Source organism: Mesorhizobium sp. AR02, from assembly GCF_024746835.1.
GTDB lineage: Bacteria > Pseudomonadota > Alphaproteobacteria > Rhizobiales > Rhizobiaceae > Mesorhizobium.
Window position 1 is genome coordinate 24,889 of record NZ_CP080532.1, and the last position, 18,010, is coordinate 42,898.

16 protein-coding genes are annotated in these 18,010 nt (G+C 62.6%); 7 read left to right on the forward strand and 9 right to left on the reverse strand.

The window, feature by feature from the left end; genetic code table 11:
• Positions 1-20: 20 nt before the first annotated feature.
• The 5 genes from DBIPINDM_RS43395 to DBIPINDM_RS40920 form a co-directional block, all read right to left on the reverse strand.
• A complete protein-coding gene (locus DBIPINDM_RS43395; RefSeq protein ID WP_318036963.1) occupies positions 21-1,988 on the reverse strand; it encodes a DUF2817 domain-containing protein in 1,968 nt (655 codons plus the stop codon).
• Between the two features lie 67 nt (positions 1,989-2,055).
• Positions 2,056-3,582, reverse strand: a complete 1,527-nt coding sequence (locus DBIPINDM_RS40905) for an FAD-binding oxidoreductase (RefSeq protein WP_258589537.1) — start codon at positions 3,580-3,582, stop codon at positions 2,056-2,058.
• Positions 3,579-4,700: an aminotransferase class I/II-fold pyridoxal phosphate-dependent enzyme gene (locus tag DBIPINDM_RS40910; RefSeq protein ID WP_258589538.1), complete on the reverse strand. Its 1,122-nt coding sequence runs from the start codon at positions 4,698-4,700 to the stop codon at positions 3,579-3,581. Before DBIPINDM_RS40910 ends, DBIPINDM_RS40905 begins: the two co-directional genes overlap by 4 nt.
• A gap of 47 nt (positions 4,701-4,747) precedes the next feature.
• Complete coding sequence (locus DBIPINDM_RS40915) at positions 4,748-5,875, reverse strand: 2Fe-2S iron-sulfur cluster-binding protein (RefSeq protein ID WP_258589539.1); 1,128 nt, start codon at positions 5,873-5,875, stop codon at positions 4,748-4,750.
• Positions 5,872-6,912 (reverse strand): aromatic ring-hydroxylating dioxygenase subunit alpha, encoded by a 1,041-nt coding sequence (locus tag DBIPINDM_RS40920; RefSeq protein WP_258589540.1) that lies wholly within the window; start codon positions 6,910-6,912, stop codon positions 5,872-5,874. The genes DBIPINDM_RS40915 and DBIPINDM_RS40920 overlap by 4 nt, the downstream gene beginning before the upstream one ends.
• A 124-nt stretch (positions 6,913-7,036) precedes the next feature.
• On the opposite strand from DBIPINDM_RS40920, the gene DBIPINDM_RS40925 reads away from it, so the two are divergent.
• Complete coding sequence (locus tag DBIPINDM_RS40925; RefSeq protein ID WP_258589541.1) at positions 7,037-7,990, forward strand: LysR family transcriptional regulator; 954 nt, start codon at positions 7,037-7,039, stop codon at positions 7,988-7,990.
• A 101-nt stretch (positions 7,991-8,091) separates the two neighbouring features.
• On the opposite strand, the gene DBIPINDM_RS40930 is transcribed toward DBIPINDM_RS40925, so the two are convergent.
• Both DBIPINDM_RS40930 and DBIPINDM_RS40935 read right to left on the reverse strand, forming a co-directional pair.
• Positions 8,092-9,219, reverse strand: coding sequence for an acyl-CoA dehydrogenase family protein (locus DBIPINDM_RS40930; RefSeq protein ID WP_258589542.1), 1,128 nt, complete (start codon positions 9,217-9,219; stop codon positions 8,092-8,094).
• Positions 9,220-9,221: 2 nt separating this feature from the next.
• Positions 9,222-10,373: a CaiB/BaiF CoA transferase family protein gene (locus DBIPINDM_RS40935; RefSeq protein ID WP_258589543.1), complete on the reverse strand. Its 1,152-nt coding sequence runs from the start codon at positions 10,371-10,373 to the stop codon at positions 9,222-9,224.
• Positions 10,374-10,848: 475 nt separating this feature from the next.
• Here DBIPINDM_RS40935 and DBIPINDM_RS40940 point away from each other — a divergent pair, with 475 nt between their 5' ends.
• From DBIPINDM_RS40940 to hutC, 5 genes are all read left to right on the forward strand, one after another.
• Positions 10,849-11,676, forward strand: a complete 828-nt coding sequence (locus tag DBIPINDM_RS40940; RefSeq protein ID WP_258589544.1) for a transporter substrate-binding domain-containing protein — start codon at positions 10,849-10,851, stop codon at positions 11,674-11,676.
• Positions 11,677-11,771: 95 nt separating this feature from the next.
• Positions 11,772-12,413, forward strand: a complete 642-nt coding sequence (locus DBIPINDM_RS40945) for an amino acid ABC transporter permease (RefSeq protein ID WP_258589555.1) — start codon at positions 11,772-11,774, stop codon at positions 12,411-12,413.
• A complete protein-coding gene (locus DBIPINDM_RS40950; RefSeq protein WP_258589545.1) occupies positions 12,410-13,078 on the forward strand; it encodes an amino acid ABC transporter permease in 669 nt (222 codons plus the stop codon). The genes DBIPINDM_RS40945 and DBIPINDM_RS40950 overlap by 4 nt, the downstream gene beginning before the upstream one ends.
• Positions 13,075-13,863 carry an amino acid ABC transporter ATP-binding protein gene (locus DBIPINDM_RS40955; protein ID WP_258589546.1) on the forward strand — a complete coding sequence of 263 codons (789 nt, stop codon included), beginning with the start codon at positions 13,075-13,077 and terminating at the stop codon, positions 13,861-13,863. Before DBIPINDM_RS40950 ends, DBIPINDM_RS40955 begins: the two co-directional genes overlap by 4 nt.
• A 75-nt stretch (positions 13,864-13,938) precedes the next feature.
• Positions 13,939-14,676 carry a histidine utilization repressor gene (gene hutC, locus DBIPINDM_RS40960; RefSeq protein ID WP_258589547.1) on the forward strand — a complete coding sequence of 246 codons (738 nt, stop codon included), beginning with the start codon at positions 13,939-13,941 and terminating at the stop codon, positions 14,674-14,676.
• Between the two features lie 204 nt (positions 14,677-14,880).
• On the opposite strand, the gene scpB is transcribed toward hutC, so the two are convergent.
• The gene (scpB, locus tag DBIPINDM_RS40965) at positions 14,881-15,591 is read right to left on the reverse strand and encodes an SMC-Scp complex subunit ScpB (RefSeq protein ID WP_258589548.1); all 711 of its coding nucleotides are present in this window, start codon (positions 15,589-15,591) and stop codon (positions 14,881-14,883) included.
• Between the two features lie 2 nt (positions 15,592-15,593).
• On the reverse strand, positions 15,594-16,427 hold the full coding sequence (locus tag DBIPINDM_RS40970) for a DUF1403 family protein (RefSeq protein ID WP_416361807.1): 834 nt from the start codon (positions 16,425-16,427) through the stop codon (positions 15,594-15,596).
• Between the two features lie 322 nt (positions 16,428-16,749).
• On the opposite strand from DBIPINDM_RS40970, the gene DBIPINDM_RS40975 reads away from it, so the two are divergent.
• On the forward strand, positions 16,750-17,967 hold the full coding sequence (locus DBIPINDM_RS40975) for a site-specific integrase (RefSeq protein WP_416361810.1): 1,218 nt from the start codon (positions 16,750-16,752) through the stop codon (positions 17,965-17,967).
• Positions 17,968-18,010: the final 43 nt, after the last annotated feature.

Below are 18,010 nucleotides of genomic sequence, written 5' to 3' on the forward strand. Positions count from 1 at the left end.
TTCGAGAATGCGGGCTTCCCTCACAGTGTCCGTGCCAGGAATTGGCGCAGACGCTCCGAGCGCGGGCTGCCGAACAGCTCCGCTGGCGCACCCTCTTCCTCCACCTTTCCCTGGTGGAGAAACAGAACCTTGTGGGAGACCTCGCGCGCGAACTGCATCTCATGCGTCACGAGGATCATGGTGTTGCCTTCCTCCGCCAGTTGACGGATCACCCGGAGCACCTCGCCGACCAGTTCGGGGTCGAGCGCCGATGTCGGTTCGTCGAAGAGGATGACTTTGGGACGCATCGCCAGCGTGCGGGCGATCGCGGCGCGTTGCTGTTGGCCGCCTGACAACTGGCCCGGATAGTGGGCGTGCTTGTCGGCGAGCCCGACCTTCTTCAACAAGGCGTGCGCATGGTCGACGGCCTTGTCGCGAGGCTCCTTCAACACATGCCGGGGCGCCTCGACGATGTTTTCCACCACCGTCATGTGCGGCCACAGATTGAAGTTCTGGAAAACCATGCCGACGCGGGCGCGAATCCGTTCGACCTGAGCCATATCGGCCGCTCCAAGACGGCCGTTCGCCAACGGTTTCATCTTGATGACCTCGCCGTCGATGGCGACCTTGCCCCCATCCGGCTGTTCCAGAAGGTTGATGCAACGCAGGAACGTGCTCTTGCCGGAGCCGGACGAGCCGATCATGGAAATGACTTCGCCGGCATGGGCGGTGAGGTTGACGCCCTTCAGCACCAGAAGCGAGCCGAAGCTCTTGTGCAGCTCGTCGATCTGCACGGCCGGCGTTGTGATCTTCGCCTCTTCAGCGGGCGCCGTATCCGCCACCACGGCGGCAACGGTTGGCCGCGTCTGTTCGCTGCCGATGGCCGCGTCCTGGGTTACCTCGACAGTCGCTAGATCCGCCAGCGCACGGTCGAAATAGCGCAGGCTGCTGGACAGGCAGGTGCGTTGCCAGTCCGGGTCATCCGGAAGGAAGGCAGCGCGCAGCGTGTCCCGGATCCGCTTGCCCAGCGGCGATTCGATCTTGCCGAAAAGGTGCAGCCAGTTGTCTGCCTGTACCGCCTCCATGACAGCAGGCCCGTCCAGCGTTCCGCATTCGACGACAAGGGGCAGCACGCGCGCGCTCGGCATTGCCTTTCGGACGGCGTCGGAGACATAGCCGGTCGCCGTGGCGGCGATGCCGGTGCCCGTCTTGGCGCCCGGGCCTGTGATGACTGTCGCAAGGGCTGGGCCGAAGATGGATTTGCCCCATGCAAGGCCGGAGTGCTCCGAACTGGCGACCGAAAGCAGAGCCGGATAACCGTAAGGCCCTGCTCCGGTATGCAGGTCGAAGACGATGACCTCGCGTGCCGCGCCGGCAAAGGTCTTCAGGATTTCGTTCAATGTGCGGTTCGACCAGACCGGGCCACCACCGCCGTAGAACATGCCGTCGGCGAACTCATACTGGCCGGCCTCGACGATCGCCGCCAGCCCGCCATGCCCAAGCCTCTTGCGCGCAACGGCGAGCTTCTCGTCGGCCGCTACGCGGTCCGGCCCTTCCCATTCTCGATAGGCCACGGCGTCGTGCAGGCCCGCATAGCCATTGTTGACCGGAGTGCTCGAAGACCAGTCGATGAAGTTGCGGTTAAGGTCGACATTGTCCTCGTTGACGCGCCGCGACCATGCCGTGCCCCAGGGATTGATGAGGTGGATGGCAAGGATCGCCGTGTCGCCGGGCAGGCGCCGCAGGTTCCTCTGGCCGAGCCAGGCGGTCTGGCAGGTCGAGCCGAACGGGCCCTCGACACCATGCGTGCCGGAGATGAGCACGATCAGCTTGCGCGCATCGCGGCGGCCAAGCAGCGCCACATCGGTCGCCAGCGTCTCGCCATCCGGGCCGTTCAGCGGATGAACATATTCAGACAGTTCCGCGCCCGCCCGCTCAGCGGCGTCGCGAAATCCTTGGCGCAGGGTGGCGAAATCACAGCCGTAGGCTGGTGCTGGCTCATGGCGCATCGTAGATCCCACTGGACCGCTGGCGGTTGCGGTCAATCCGTTCATTCCTTGTCGTTCCACCGTGGGGCTATTCATCGTTGTGATCGCTCGCGTTCTGAGGTGGCAATCGGCGCTCCTTACCGGAAAGGAGCGGCCTTGAGGACCGGACGAACCAGGCGTTACAGGGAAGCACCTTGTCGGGGTTCATGATCGACTGATCGTCCAGCGCAAGTTTCACCCGCTCCATCACGGCGAGCTTCGTCGGGTCAGCCGTCGCCAGCAGCGAATGGATGCGCTTGGACCCAACACCGTGCTCCGCCGAAAAGGACCCGCCGATCTCCCGCAATTGGTGGTACAGGACACCCTCGACAGCCTCCGCCATGTCAGGCGCCAGCGGACCCTGACGGTTGAGGATGATATGCAGGTTCCCATCGGCCAAATGCCCGAAGACATAGGGCGCCAGACCCGGTTCGATCGCGGCGAGCCCGGGCAGGATTCTGTCGAGATAGGCCGGAATTTCCGACAGAGGCACCGAAACGTCGAAGGAAGGCGCATTGGGATGGGCGCGATAGAGCACGCCAGTGTCCTCGCGCAACCGCCACAGGTCGTCCTCTTGCCGCCGCGAGCCGGCGATGATGCCGGTGGCTTCGGGATAGCGCTCCATCACTTCCGAATAGATCCGCTCGAAATCCTCGCGCAGCGCCTCTTCGCGCGCGCCGCCAAGCGACAGCAGCAGGAACAGCGGCTGGTCGAGCGGCACGCCGGGTTCGGACCATTCATGCGCGGCGGCGGCCAGGCTGAAATACGAGGTCCACATCGCCTCCGCCGCGCCCAGATGCCCGGCATCCGATTCAAGTGCCAGGCGAATGGTTTGTAGAGCCGCTTCGACAGACGGCAGCCCGAAAAGCGCGGTGGCGGTGGCTCGCGGCGAAGGGTCGAGCTTGACGACCACGCGGGTGACGATGCCAAGCGTGCCCTCGGCGCCGATGAAGAGATGCTTCAGATCGTAACCGGCGGAATTCTTCACCACCCGCGTCAGATCGGAGTAGACGGACCCATCGGCAAGCACGGCCTCGAGCCCGAGGACACGATGGCGCATGACGCCGTGGCGAAAGGCCATCACGCCCCCGGCATTGGTGGACACCATGCCGCCGATCGTCGCCGAACCGCGCGCGGCAAGGTCGATGCCCGGTTCCAGCCGGTGTTCGAGCGCGGCCGTCCGCAGCGCTTCGAGGGTGACGCCGGCGCCGACCACGGCCACGCGTTCGAGCGGATCGAGCCGCTCGATGCGATTCATGCGTAGCAGGGAAAGAACGATCTCGCCCGGCCGCGAAACGCTGCCGCCGACCAGACCGGTCTTCCCGCCTTGCGGCACGATGGGAATCTCGTTCTGGCGGCAGATGCGCACCACCGCCGCGACCTCGTCGGTCGATGAAGGCGCAACGACGATGCCGGCGCCGCGAGCCGTCCCGTTCGAACCAAGGTCGATCGCCCACGCATCATCACCGGTGCGGACATTCGGTGCGCCAACGACATCGCGGATCGCGTCGACAACCGGCAACGGCACCGCTTGCTCGATCCAGTTCGTTTGCCTAGGAGACGCGAGGCCGCTCATCGCCCCGCCAATCCCCGAAGCGCTGCGATCAGCCGATCGTTGTCAGCCCGCAAGCCGATGGTGGCGCGCAGATAGTGCTCGTAGCCGGCTTCACGCCACGCTTTGACCATGATCCCCTGCTTCAGGAGACCGGCGGCAAGGCTGGAGCTGTCGCCCTTGCAGTCGAAGAACAGAAAGTTTGTTTGCGACTGGGCAACCGCGAAGCCGAGGCCGGCAAGTGCGGCGGCGGTGCGCACGCGCTCGGCCCTGACGCGGCCCGCCGACGCCTTCATCCAGCTCTCGTCAGCGAGTGCCGCGATGGCGGCGGTCTGCGCCGCCGCATTGACGTTGAACGGCGTCTTGGCGGCCGCGATCACCCTTGCCAGTTCGAGGCCGGAACAGACGGCATAGCCAACGCGCAGTCCCGCCAGGCCATAGGCCTTCGAGAATGTCCGCAGCACCACATGGTCGATCCCGCTGTCGCGCAGGACTTCGATGCCGTCGGGCGCGCCGGGATCGGCGAATTCGAAATAGGCCTCGTCCAGGACAAGAAGCGTGCCGGGCCGCACGGCGCCGATCAGTCGATGCAGGCTGGGATGGTCGAGACCCGGCCCGACCGGATTCCATGGCGAGGATATGAAAACGATCCGTGGTCCGGCGGCGATCGCCGTTTCGAGAGCGGCAAGATCGAACCCCAGTTCGGGTGTCATCGCAATCTTGACGACATCGGCACCCGCCGCCAGCGGCTCTATCTCATGCAGGCCGAAGCTCGGCACCGTCGTGACGACCGATGCGCCCGGCACCAGGACGGCGCGCGAGATGGCGGCGATCATCTCCTCGGAACCATTGCCGGCAACGATCAGGTGCGGATCGACCGCCAGTTTTTCGCCAAGTGCTGCCCGCAGCGCCGTGCAGGCCGGATCGGCATAGCGCCATGGCTCGAAGGACGAGGAGGCCAATGCGGCCATGACGACGGGAGAACACCCATCCGGGTTCTCGTTGCTGGCCAGCCGCGCGATGTCGTGGCGGCCACTCAGCGCCCGCGCCATCGCGATGTTCATGCCGGCATTGTAGGGCGGCAAGGCGGCGATATGCGGATTGAGCGGCAGGCTCGACGCTGGTTTGACCGACTGTTCCAAATCTCGACTTCCGTTTCCCCGCGCCCACGCGCGGCATCACAATCTTGTCAAATATCCAGGACGACTGATCCGCGCGGCTTGGAACAGCACAGCAGCACGTCGCCTGCCCCAAGCTCATCCAGCGGTTCCTCGAAATAGGTGACGTCGCCCAAGATCAGCCGCGACTTGCATGTGCCGCAGATGCCGGCCCGGCAGCTGAACTCCGGCAACAGACCCTGGTTCTCGGCGAAGTCGAGCAACGATGCGGCCGAGCCATCCCAGACGGCCGTCAGGCCCGACTTCCGGAATTCCACGATTGTCGCCTCCCCCGCCGGCTCGATCCTTGCCGGCTGTGCCGGCACCACGGGAGCTCGCACGGCATCGGGCTCAAGCACCGTCGCCGGGCCGAAGAATTCGTAGGCAATGCGATGCTTCGGCACGCCAAGCTCGCGTAGCAGGGCGTAGACCGCGTGCATGAACGGCTGTGGGCCACAGAGGTAGAAATCATAGTCATCGATCGGCAGCAGGCGCTGCAGCACCTCGCGCGAAATCATGCCTTCGCTGTGGAAGCGCTGCTCGGCTTTGTCGCGCTCGGACGGGAACCGGTAGCAGTAGTGCGCGGTCAAGCCGGGCCGGGTCGTGACCAGGCCGGTCACCTCGTCGCGCAAGGCATGCACACCCCCGTTTTCGCAAGCGTGGATGAAGACGGCTCGGCGATCCGGCATCGAAGCCAGCGCATGCAGCATCGACACCATCGGCGTCAGCCCGACACCGCCGCTGAGCAGCACGACTGGACGGTTGCTGCCCTTGTCGAGCACGAAATCGCCGCGCGGCCCTTCCGCCTGAAGCACATCGCCGACCTCGATCCGGTCATGCAGGAAGCACGAGCTTACCCCGTCGGGCAGCCCCGGCGCGGGTGCTGCTTCGCGCTTCACGCTGATCCGATAGCGAGTGCTGTCGGGGGAACAGGAGACGCTGTAGTTGCGCAGCACATATCCTTTTTCGCCGGCTGCCTCCCGGGCTATCGGTATCCGGAACACCAGGAACTGGCCCGGCTGGAAGTCGCGCCAGTCCTGTGGATTGACCGGCTCGAGATGGAACGACGTGATGACGGCGCTTTCGCGCACCTTCGCGACCACTTTCAGGTCGCGAAACCCGCTTCTTGCGATGGTGTCGCGAGCGGTGAATGCGTTCATTCGGCAGCCGCCAATTGCTGGCTCTCGCTGGCGATCAGCTTGGCCAGGTTGCGGCGAAAGCGCAGCGGTCCGACATCGATCTTGAGATCGAGATTGGGCGTGCGCTTGTTGGCCATGCCTTTGTGCACGGCATTGAGCACGGTGCGGTCCTCGTCAAAGGCGCCGCGCACGGAGGTGGCGAACTGACGCGAAACCTCCAGGTCGTCGGGGGCGAAATTGCGCATCTGGAACCAGTAATATTTCGTCTGGTTCTCATCGACCGGCGTCATGAAGTTGTAGCTGTCCATGAGGAACACGTCCTCGTGGAGCGGCTTGCCCTCGCCGCCGGTGCGGGCCGGCACGAAGATCGCCTTGATGATGGCGTTGGAGGGATAGCGCACCTCGTAGTGCTGCTTGCGGTCGCAATTGCCGGAGAATTTGAGGAAAGGCGCATAGAAAGGCGCCGGCGCGGCATCAACCACCCAGCGCCACACGGTCACGCCGTTCGCGCCCACGGTGGTTTCGAGAGGCGCGTCCTCCATCGCCTGAACGCCACCGAAGGAGGACTGGTGGACCCACGACACATGCGAAGGGTCAAGCAAGTTGTCGGTCATGTAAAGGTAGTTGCAATCGAGCGCCATGGACTCGCCGCGATTGACGCCCCATGCCGGATCGCCCCAGTGGTCCACCTCGAAAATGAGAGCAGGATCGGCCTTTTCTGCTTCGCCCATCCATATCCAGAGCAGTCCGTAACGTTCGGCAATCGGATAGGAACGAACGCATGCAACATGCGGTATCTTTTCAGCACCGGGCACTCGCGTGCAGGTTCCAGTGCTGTCAAAAGTCAGGCCGTGATAGCCGCATTCGACCGTGTCGCCCTTGATGCGGCCCATGGACAGCGGCAACTTGCGGTGCGGACAGGCATCCTCGAGCGCCGCCACCACGCCATCGGTTCGGCGATAAAGGACAATATCCTCGCCAAGAATCCGGGTCGGCACCAACCTGTCGGCGACCTCATTATCCCATGCGGCAACGTACCAGCAGTTTCTAAGAAACACGGCGTCCTCCCGAGCTTGTGAAGCTCAAACTGATTAGCTTGAGGACGCTGGACAAAATAGGGCTTGTATCTGTGTTCTATTTTAGCAAAGCTAAATCAAGCTGACCCCAAGGATCATTCCCCAGGTGAAGAAAACGCCCCCTTTGCGTGCGATACAGGCCTTCGAGGCTTTCGGAAGGCTTGGCACCGTGACAGCCGCGGCGAACGAACTCGGGGTTTCAGTTGGCGCGGTCAGCCAACAAATTCGCAAGATCGAAGATGCCTTAAAAGCGAGTCTTCTGGAACGGCGCGGGAGAACCGTAACTCTTACGGCATTGGGCCGCATTTATCACACAGCCGTTTCGGTCGGGTTCGACCATATTCGAGAGGCCCACGATGTCATTGAGCGGGCCAAATCAGCAGACACACTGACGATCTCGTGCCTGCCATCACTTGCCAGTAAATGGATAGCGCCACAGCTTCTGGATTGGCAGATTGGCAACCCCGGCGCGACGGTGCGTCTTATTGGTTCCGAACAGGAGCCGCGTTTCGGAGACGATCAAGCGGATTTCCGTATCTCATACGGCACCAAGATCCACAACTTCGACCATTACACGGAACTGTTTACGGATTTCGTAGTTCCGGCCTGCGCGCCAGGTCTGCTTGCCCGGAACCCACTTGAGAAGGCTTCGGACATTCTCGATTTTCCTCTATTGGGCGTAGAATGGGCAAGTGATCACCGTTCGCCGCCAAGCTGGGCGGAATGGGCTGCAAGCATTGGAGCGTCGTATCGGAGGAAGTCCGGCGAAGTGGCCTTCTCGTTGTCGAGCGCCGCAATCGATGCGGCGGTCAATGAACGAGGCTTTGTGCTGGCGCAGTTATCAATGGCCGCCGATGACATTGCATCCGGCCGGCTCATCGTACCCTTCGACCAGCGGCTAAGGTTGGCCGAGGCATATTTCCTCGCTTGGGATCGTGCTGTCCTCACGAAGCCGTTCGGCCCAGAGCTTCGATCCTGGATCGTGTCGATTTCCAAACGACTTGGCCTCGTCAGTACCGCGGGTGCCGGTCAACCGGCTGGAGAAGCCAGAACTCGCTAACGGCCACAATATCAAAACCAACCATGTCAGCGCAGTCAACAAATCGGCGCCTCCTCCCGAATAGGTGACGGTGGGCGCCGGCCGTATCGGCGAACACGCACTCAGCCAAGCACGAAGCGCGCGATGATGTTGCGCTGGACTTCGGAGGAACCTTCATAGATGCGGAAGACACGAGCATCGCGAGCGTAGCGTTCGAGCGGCAGGTCGCGAGTATATCCATAGCCGCCATGAATCTGGATCGCCTTGTCGGTGACGCGGCCGACCATTTCCGAAGCGAAAAGCTTCGCCATCGAGGACTCGCGCGAATAGCGCTCGCCTGCCTCGCGCTTGCGTGCGGCGGCCATGCCGAGAAGGCGCGATGCCTCGATGTCGGTCGCCATGTCTGCGAGCATCCATTGCAAGCCCTGGAAATCGGCGATCGGTGTCCCGCCAACCCTGCGTTGCTTGGCCCACTCGACCGAGGCGCCGAATGCTGCTTGTGCCATGCCGACGGCGCAGGCCGCAATCTCGACGCGGCCGCCGTCGAGAACCTTTAGAGCCGTCCGGAAACCCGAGCCCTCCGCCCCGAGCTTGTTTTCTTCCGGAACAAGACAGTCGAGGGAAACCTCGAACACATGGCCGCCGCGCAGACCCATCGTGCGCTCGGGCGAAGCCGTTCTGACACCCCCTGCCTTCCGGTCGACGACGAACGCGGAGATGCCGCGCGCGCCCGCCGTCGGATCGGTCTTGGCATAGACGACGATGAAGTCGGCCTCGCCGGCATTGGAGATGAAGTGTTTGGTCCCGGTAATGCGATAGCCGTCGCCCTCGCGCACGGCTCGAGTGGTCATGTCGGCAGGGTTGGAGCCTGCGCCGGGCTCGGTCAGGGCGAAGGCGCCGAGGCATTTGCCGGCCGCGCCGGTCAGATAGCGATCGCGCTGGGCTTCGTCGCCGCCATAAAGGATCGAATCCGTGGCCAGCCAGTGGGCCGTGATCATCGAGGCGGTGGAGCCACAGGCGCCGGCAATCAGCGCCACAGCATCAAACAGCGCGGTCGGGCGCAGGCCGAGACCGCCATAGGCTTCAGGGATGTTCAGGCCCATCAGTCCCATGTTGGCGAGGCTGTCGAGGTGGCACGTCGCGGACCGTCCGGTTTCGTCGATTTCGGCTGCCGCCGGCGCCAGGATCTCGGTGCAATAGCGCCGGATTGCTTCGATCAAAGCGAGATCGTCGTCATTGTGACTTGCCATGATCAGTTCTCCCTGCCGAGTTCGGCGAGGATATCCGGGCGATCCGCGTTGAGCCCCGGCGCCGGTGCTATACCGCCGCGCACAACGCCACTGAAACGGGCCGGCTGTTCGGGTACCCGCATAGCCCCGAGCAGCGGATGGCTTGTATCCTGCAACAGCCCGCGCGTTTCAGCATGTGGTGAAGTCAGCGCCTGCGCGATATCCTGGATTTCGGCGGCGGGCACGCCGGCGGCAACCAGTGCCATGACTGCCTCCGACACTGTAAGTGCGGACGACCAGCCTTCGATGGCGGCCCGCAACGCCGGCTCGTTGGCCAGTCGGTCCGAGTCGCTGCGGAAACGTTCGTCACCGGTCAGGTCTGGCCGTCCAATATGCTGCGCCAAAATGCCGAACAGCTTGTTGTTGAGCACGGCGAGCACGAACATGCCGTCGCGCGCCTGGAACGCACCGAAGGGCGCCGAAAGCGCGTGTCGATTGCCGACGCGATGCGGTGCTTCACCAGATGCGAGATAACGCGCCACGACAAGCGGCTGGATTGCGATCATGGCGTCGAACATGGCGAGGTCGATATGCCGGCCAGTGCCGGTGCGTTGCCGCTCGACCAGCGCGGCCAGAATCGACCACGAGCCGAACAGGCCTGCGATCACGTCGGCGATGGATTCGCCGACCAGTGTCGGCGGCCCGTCCGGCGATCCGGTCACCGACATGATCCCGCTCATCGCCTGTAGGACAATGTCATAGGCCGGCCGCGCCGCGAGCGCGCCTTCCTGGCCGAAACCGGAGATTGAGGCATAGACGAGCTTCGGATTGATTTGCGACAGTTTTTCCCAGCCGATGCCAAGTTTCTGGGCGACGCCGGGGCGGAAATTCTCCACCACCACGTCCGACTTCGCCGCCAAAGCCTGTGCGATGGCGAGATCGTCCGGCTGGGCCAAATCCAGCGCGATGCTGCGCTTGCCACGGTTGATGGCGAGAAACAGCGCGCTCTCGCCTTCAATGAAGGGACCAACGTGGCGATAATCGTCGCCTGCAGGCGGCTCCACCTTGATAACGTCGGCGCCAAGGTCGGCCAGTAGTGCGGTGCAGTACGGGCCGGCAAGGACGCGGGTGAAATCCAGCACACGCATCCCGGCCAGAGGGCGGTTCCAGCTCATTGCCATTTCCATGCCTGCTGTTCGTTCGTTCCAGGATCAAAAAGCGCGGTCCATCTCATGGGCCGGTGCCGCGGCAAAATGGCGGACGGATAAAAGCCGTCATCGTCGCAAGCCGGGCGTTGCACCATATGTATAGACATATCGAAGGCTAAGGCAAGGACCTACCAAGGAAAAGCGAGCGCTACGGCGATCTTTGCGAAACCGTGACGCCATTGCTCAAAAATTCCGCGCCGGTGATGAAGGAACTGCCCGCCACTTGGTACGGGCTCCAGGGCGCATATCGCAGAAGCAACCGCGCACGCGCCGGCTTGCCTGCGATACGCACTGACGAGCGGCCCCGCGCCCCTTTTGGCGCGTTGACTCTCTTTCTCAACGCTGCCTATATGTATAGTCATATCGACCTTCCACAAGAGGAGGCGGTATTTCTCAGCAAAGCGCCCGATCGACCGGGCAGGAACCGAAATGGGAGTTTTCAATGCAGAAGAGGTTTTTCCTCAGAGCGCTGATTGGTGCAGCGTTTCTCGTCGGCGCGACGGCAGGCGCTTATGCGCAAGACGCACTAGCCCGCGTCAAGGAATCCGGCTCGCTCAGGGTAGGAACAGAGACGGCCTTCGCGCCGTTTGATTTCATTGATGCCGGGACGCATGCCGGGCTCAACGTGGATCTCTACAACGAAATCGGCAAGGAACTCGGCGTCAAGATCGAGTGGGTGCTTTTGCCTTGGGAAGGCGTGCTGCCAGGACTCGAGGCCGGCAAGTTCGATATTGTCGCGGGCCCCGCGACCATAACCAAGGAGCGCATGGCGCGCTATCGTTTCACGCCGCCCATCGCCGAAGCGACGGTCGCGCTCCTTAAGCGCAAGGGCGACGAAACCATCACCAAGCCGCAAGACATTGCCGGCAAGGCGGTCGGCGGCGGCAAGGCATCGGCCCAGCTCGCCCAGCTCAAGGCTTTTGCCGACACCCTTCCTGGAAAGGCGGACGTGCGGGAGTACCCCGGCAACAACGAGGCCTACGCGGATTTGGCGGCCGGCAGGATCGTGGCAGTAGGCAACTCGTTGCCTAACATTGCCTTCGTCGCGCAACAGCGCCCGGACACGTTCGAGGTCGTCCAGCCTCCCTTCGGCACGAAAGCCTATTTCGGCTATCCCGGCCGCAAGGATGACGACTACAAGACACTGATGGACGCAGTCCAGGCGGCCATGCTCAAGATCAAGGGTGATGGCCGTCTCGCCAAGATCCAGGAAAAGTGGTTCGGCGCCGCGTTCGATACCCCTGACCTGGTGGCCGATCCCGCTCTCTGACCGGCTGACGGAACGACCGCGCGCGGCTCTTGCAGCAACGCGCGGTTCGAGTTCCTGAGCGCGATCACAAAAGCAAGCCAAGGGTACGCCGCTCCATGTCTTGGAAACTATTTGAACTGCTGATTCAGGCATCGTTGTCTACGATCCTCATCAGCGTTATTTCGATCACCCTGGGCCTCGCCATTGGCATGGTTGTATCGGCTGCGACGCTTTCTCCAAGCCCGGCCTTGTCCATTCCAGGCCGCACCTTCGTCAGTTTTTTCCGTGGCGCGCCGCTGCTGGTCCAGCTCCTACTGATCTACAATCTTTTGCCGGCGCTCGGCGTCAATGTGCCCAGTACCGTCGCCGCGATCACCGGCCTGACGCTTTGCACGGCCGCCTACCAGGCCGAGAATTTGCGCGGAGGGTTCCAGAGCGTGCCGCGCGGCTTGCTGGAAGCAGCTGATATGGCCGGACTAAGCCCCATGCAGCAATTCTGGCGCATCAGGGCGCCGATCGCCTTTCGCCTCGCCTTTCCGTCACTGGTGAATGAAGCGATCATGATCCTGAAGGCTTCGTCTTTGGTTTCGGTCGTTGGCATTGTCGAACTGACGCGCATGGCGCAGGATCTTGCGGCAAGCACCTACCGGCCGATCGAGTTGTTTGCCGCAGCCGGCCTGCTCTACCTCATCATCAACTGGCTGATCGCCTATGGCGGGTCCCTTTTCGAGCGCTCCTTCCGGTGGGGGCGACCATGAATTTCGACACAAACCTCATCATACGCAGCCTTCCCGAAATCATGAGCGCGTTTGGCGTAACCCTTCTGATGTGGGTTGCCGGCGTGATCGGCTCCGCCGTTCTGGGTTTTATCGTCGCCGTGGGGCGGCGCTACGGGCGGCGCTGGCTTGGCTATCCACTGTGGCTGTATGTCGAGACGATCCGCGGCACGCCGTTTCTGATCCAGCTCTTCCTGCTCTATTACGGCGGGCCGTTCGTCGGGCTATCGCTTGATCCCATCCCTGCTGGGTTGTTCGGGCTTACGATTTATGGTGCCGCTTATTTCAGCGAGATTTTCCGGAGCGGTTTCGAGGCTGTCCCGTCAGGCCATGTCGAAGCAGCGGAATGCGTGGGCTTGAATCGCAACCAGATTATTCGTCGCATTCTCCTGCCAGAAATGACGATGCTAGTGCTGCCGGCCTCGGTGAACATGGCCATCATCCTGTTGAAAGAAACAGCTGTCCTTTCGATCATCACGGTCCCGGAACTGACGCTGGTGATCAGCGCCATTGGCTCCCAGCAATACGCCTTCGTGGAATCGCTTTTCCTGCTCGCGCTGTTTTACTGGGGCCTGGTGGAGCTTTCCGGGATGCTCGGGCGCTTTATGGAAACCCGCCTCTCCAAATACAGGTTCGCAACCGCATGACGCCAGCCATTTCGGTAAAGGGACTGATCAAGCGTTTCGGGCAGGCGGAGGTTCTGCACGGGATCGATCTCGATATCCCGCAGGGCAAAGTCTCCTGCCTCATCGGCCCTTCCGGTTCAGGCAAGAGCACGCTTCTCAGATGCATGGCTTTCCTGGAGGAGGCGACAGCGGGTCTCATTTATGTCAATGGCGAGCCGCTCGGTTTTGCCGAAGGCGCGCAAGGAGCGCCGGTTCGTTTGCCTGCCGCCCGCATCCGCTCGGTGCGCTCGCAGATCGGCATGGTTTTCCAGCAGTTCAATTTGTGGCCGCACATGACCGCGCTTGGCAATGTCAGCGAGGCGCTGAAGACTGTCCATCGTGTTGGCAGGCGCGAGGCGGAAGAGCGCGCCATGCTCCAGTTGAAGAAAGTTGGTCTCGAGGATCGCGCCGGCCACTACCCTTCGCAGCTTTCAGGAGGGCAACAGCAGCGCGTCGCCATCGCGCGTGCGCTTGCCCTGGAACCGAAGATCATGCTGTTCGATGAGCCGACTTCATCACTCGACCCCGAACTGACCGGCGAGGTTCTGAATGTCATGCGCGCCTTGGCCGCCGATGGGATGACGATGGTAGTCGTATCCCACGAAATCGGGTTCGCGGCAGCCGTATGTCAACAAATTGCATTTTTGGATCAAGGCAGGCTTCTGTTGACCGGTACTCCGCAGAAAGTCTTCGGCAAACCGCGCCACCCACGACTAGATCTGTTCCTGGACACCTATCTGGATCGTGGCGCCGCGATGTTGGTGTAAGTTCGTGGCCAGCCGATTTGCGCTGCATATCAAGGACAACGCCATGTCCTGACATAACGTTCGGGCTAGAGAGGCATGAACATCGCCGCGGGGGAACAATCCGAAACGAGATCGCTGCATCGACGCATCATGACGGATGTGGAGGGTCGCATTTTGTCAGGCGAATGGCCGCCGGGGTATCGTATCCCGTTCGAGCATGAACTCACGGCCTACTACAGCTGTTCCCGGATGACCGTGAGCAAGGCGCTATCGCAGCTCGCAAGGGCAGGCTTGATAGAGCGAAGGCGCAAGACGGGCAGTTTCGTCCGAAGGCCGCATTCTCAATCAGCCGTGTTAGAAATCCGCGATATAATGACGGAGGTGCATGCCCTCGGCCTACCCTATCGGTTTGAAGTCGTAAGACGCGACAAGCGTCGGGCCGGCCGGATCGATGTCGAACGACTGCGTCTCACTGAGCCAACTCTGGTGCTGGAGTTGGCATGCAGGCATTTCGCTGGAATGCAGCCATTCTGCTATGAGGAAAGGCTCATCAATCTTCAAGCTGTGCCGGAAGCGGTCGAAGAACCGTTTACGGAACTCGCGCCGGGGGCGTGGCTAGTCAATCGCGTGCCCTGGAGCGACGCTGAACATCGAATCCAGGCAATTGGCGCCACCTCCCGAGCGGCCGCTGCACTTGGTGTTACCGAAGCGACGCCCTGCTTGGTCATTGAACGGCGCACCTGGAGCGCCGAACAGCCGGTGACCCATGTTCGCCTCACCTATCCCGGCGATGGCCACGAACTCGTCGCTCGATTTGCACCGGCTCAAAGCTGATCGATCAGGCCGCTGAATTCGCCTCGAAGTTGGCGGCGAGCACGGACGGACTGTTGATCCCGTCCTGCAGCGCGCCTTCCACCTCCGAATAGCGGGCCAAAAGTCGCCGGCGCGCAAAGCGAAACCGCTGGGTTCAAGCGCAGACAAGCCGACGGACTGACAGCGCAGCGACTATCTTTGGCGACGATCAGGTCGTCAACGCGTTTAGCCGCCGAAGACCTCGCGATCGGATAGGTCCTCGTCATCGTCTCCTTCGCTCGCTGGTCCGATGGGAATATCGCCTGCCAGCAGCTTGTCCTTAGACAGTAATCCGGCGTCCTCGAGCGCTTCGAAATCGGGCAGGTCGCGCAGCGTATCGAGACCGAAGTGCGACATGAAGCCTTTGGTCGTCACGTAGGTGTAGGGCGCGCCTGGCTGTGGGCTGCGCGGTCCCGAGGCAATGAAGTCCTGCGCGCGCAATGCGCCAATCAGATCGCGGCTGATCTCTTTGCCGAAGAAGGTCGACAGCTCACCGCGGGTGATCGGCTGGAAGTAAGCGATACACATCAACACTAGCGCCTCTGACTGCGACAAAGCGCGCGAAACATTGCCCTGGCCTGTCGCAGCGCGAATGACATCGCCAAACGCTTTCTTGGTGCGGTGCTGCCAGCCGCCGGCGACAGACACGAGTTCATAGGGCCGGCTGCGCAGTTCCTCGCGGATGTCATCGATGATCAGATCGATGTTGCAGCTCTTGCCAACGACTCGCGCCAGCGTATCACGCATAACGGGCGCACTCGCTGCGAAGATGACGGCCTCAATCCGGCCCATCCATTCGCGCCAGCGCAGCTCCGGCGGCAGGTGCTCGAGTTCGATGTCAACCAGCACTCCCGGGACATCCGTCTTGCAATTCTTCTGCTTGGACGCTTCAGCCATGCTCAAAGTCCGTAAAGCCGGAAGGTCGACCGACCCGATAACTCTCGTACGGCACCCAGGTCGACCAACCTGTCAAACAGGCGCCGCAGGCCACGTTCGCTCATGCCACGAATGGGCTGGGACGCGACAATCGCATCGTCAGACAGCAGTCTTTCGACAACTGCATCCGACCCCTTTGCCCGCAGCTTCGGTGCTACGGCGATGAGCCGCTGGGCTCGACGACCGACCTCGGCTGAAAGATCAATCGCACGCAACGCCCCGCGCGCCTGCGCGCCAAGCAGATCTTTCGCACGCTCAGAATTTGTCCCAATGCTTGTCGGCACAGAACCGGCTGCCGACCGGCGCGAGCCGGCGCTTGTACCCAAGGCTGCCTCGGCACCCAGCAACGGCACCGCATGGCCCCAGCCCAGGCGCTGCGCCAGCAGTGCGTCGGCAAGCCAGGCCCCCAGGCCGCGCCCCAGGCCGTGGCGCTCGGCGCTCGCGATGGCTCCGGTCATCATTCCCACCAACCCGTCACTGGCGGCAAGCTGCCGCAGATCGTCCGTCAGATCGCTCGCGGCCTCGTCATTGCACACTAAACCGATGTCATTCAGCACCGCGCCGATGCTCGCCTCGGTCAGCAGTTTTTCAGCAGGCGTATCGGCTAACTTGCGCCAAGCCACAAGCATCCTGCCGGCGGGGCCAACGTTGTCGCCAGGCCGCGTATGCAGCACAGCATCGCGCAGCGCATTTTCGTCCTCGACGCGGCCCGCCCGCCGCGCTGACACCGCGGCAGCCGAGAGCGCCATGCGTTGCCGCCAGGCGCCGGCCCACCTCTCCTGCCGGCGCACGACCATATCCAGCGTGCCGAGCGCGGCGCCGAACGCAATCGCCGCATCTTCAAGGCCCGTTGCCCCAAAGCCTTTTGCAGCCGGGGTTGGTGCCGCCTCTACCGCTCTGCGCAGCCAGGACGGGACCAGGCCCGCCGGCGCAAACGGCTCATTCCCGAGCGGCGCTGCCCGGTGGCTCAAGGAGGGTTTCGGTCGCAGAATCATCCCAACGAGCATGAATCGGCGCGGCGCTTTTGGCAACGCGTTTCATCAAAAACCGCCGCGCTTGTCGCGTGTTAAAACGAACGATAATCTTGCATTATCGCTCGTTTTGCTCTTTATAGAGGAAATGGCCTCTCTCGTCGATCAAAACCCAGCAAAGCGTGCTCGGCATCGCTCCGCTCAACCACAGAAAACACCGGCGGGTGTCGACCAAATGGCGCCGGCGGCCTCGGCTCAGCCCGACGCCTCGATTGCCGACGACCTGCCCGACATCATCGACGTTGTCATGGAGATGAGCGGCGCGCCGGACGAGCAGCCGGACAAAGCTCCCTTCCCTCTTCCGGCCGTCACCAATCCCCGCCTGCCGGCGCATCTCGATGCCCTCGCCGAGCGCGCTCGCGATTACGTCGAGGCAGCAAGCTCGGCCAACACCCGCCGCGCCTACGCCGCCGACTGGAAGCATTTTTGCGCCTGGGCGCGCCGCCAGCATCTCGATGTGTTGCCGCCCGATCCGCAGGTCGTCGGCCTCTACATCACCGCGCAAGCCTCGGGGTCGGGAGGGGCTAAGAAATCCGTGTCGACGATTGAGCGGCGGCTTTCGGCGCTGACCTGGAATTTTTCTCAGCGTGGCCAGCCGCTGGACAGAAAGGACCGGCATATCGCCACCGTCATGGCCGGCATTCGCAACAGCCACGCCTCCCCTCCCCGGCAGAAAGAAGCCATTCTGCCGGAAGACCTGATCGCCATGCTCGAGACGCTAGACCGGGCTGGCTTACGCGGCTTGCGCGACCGCGCCATGCTGCTCTTGGGTTTTACCGGCGGCCTGCGCCGTTCCGAAATCGTCGGTCTCGACTGCGGCCGCGATCAGACCGAGGATTCTTCGGGCTGGATCGAGTTCTTTCCCGACAAAGGGATTTTGGTGACCTTGCGCGGAAAGACCGGCTGGCGCGAGGTCGAAATCGGCCGCGGCTCGTCCGATGCCACCTGCCCGGTTGTCGCCCTGCAGACCTGGCTCAAATTTTCCAGGATCGGCCATGGCCCGCTCTTTCGCAGGGTGGCAGGGCAAGGCAAGCAAGTGGGCGCCGAGCGGCTCAACGACCAGGAAGTGGCGCGGCTGGTCAAGCGCACCGCTCTCGCCGCTGGTGTCCGCGGCGACCTCTCCGAAGGGGACCGTGCAACAAAATTCTCGGGCCATTCCTTACGTGCCGGGCTTGCCTCCTCGGCCGAGGTCGACGAACGCTATGTGCAAAAACAACTCGGACACGCCTCGGCGGAAATGACTCGCCGCTATCAGCGCAGACGCGATCGTTTCCGTGTCAATCTCACCAAAGCATCAGGCCTGTAGGGTGAAAAGACCCCTCCCCTGCCCTTCGGATGCCGAGAATGCG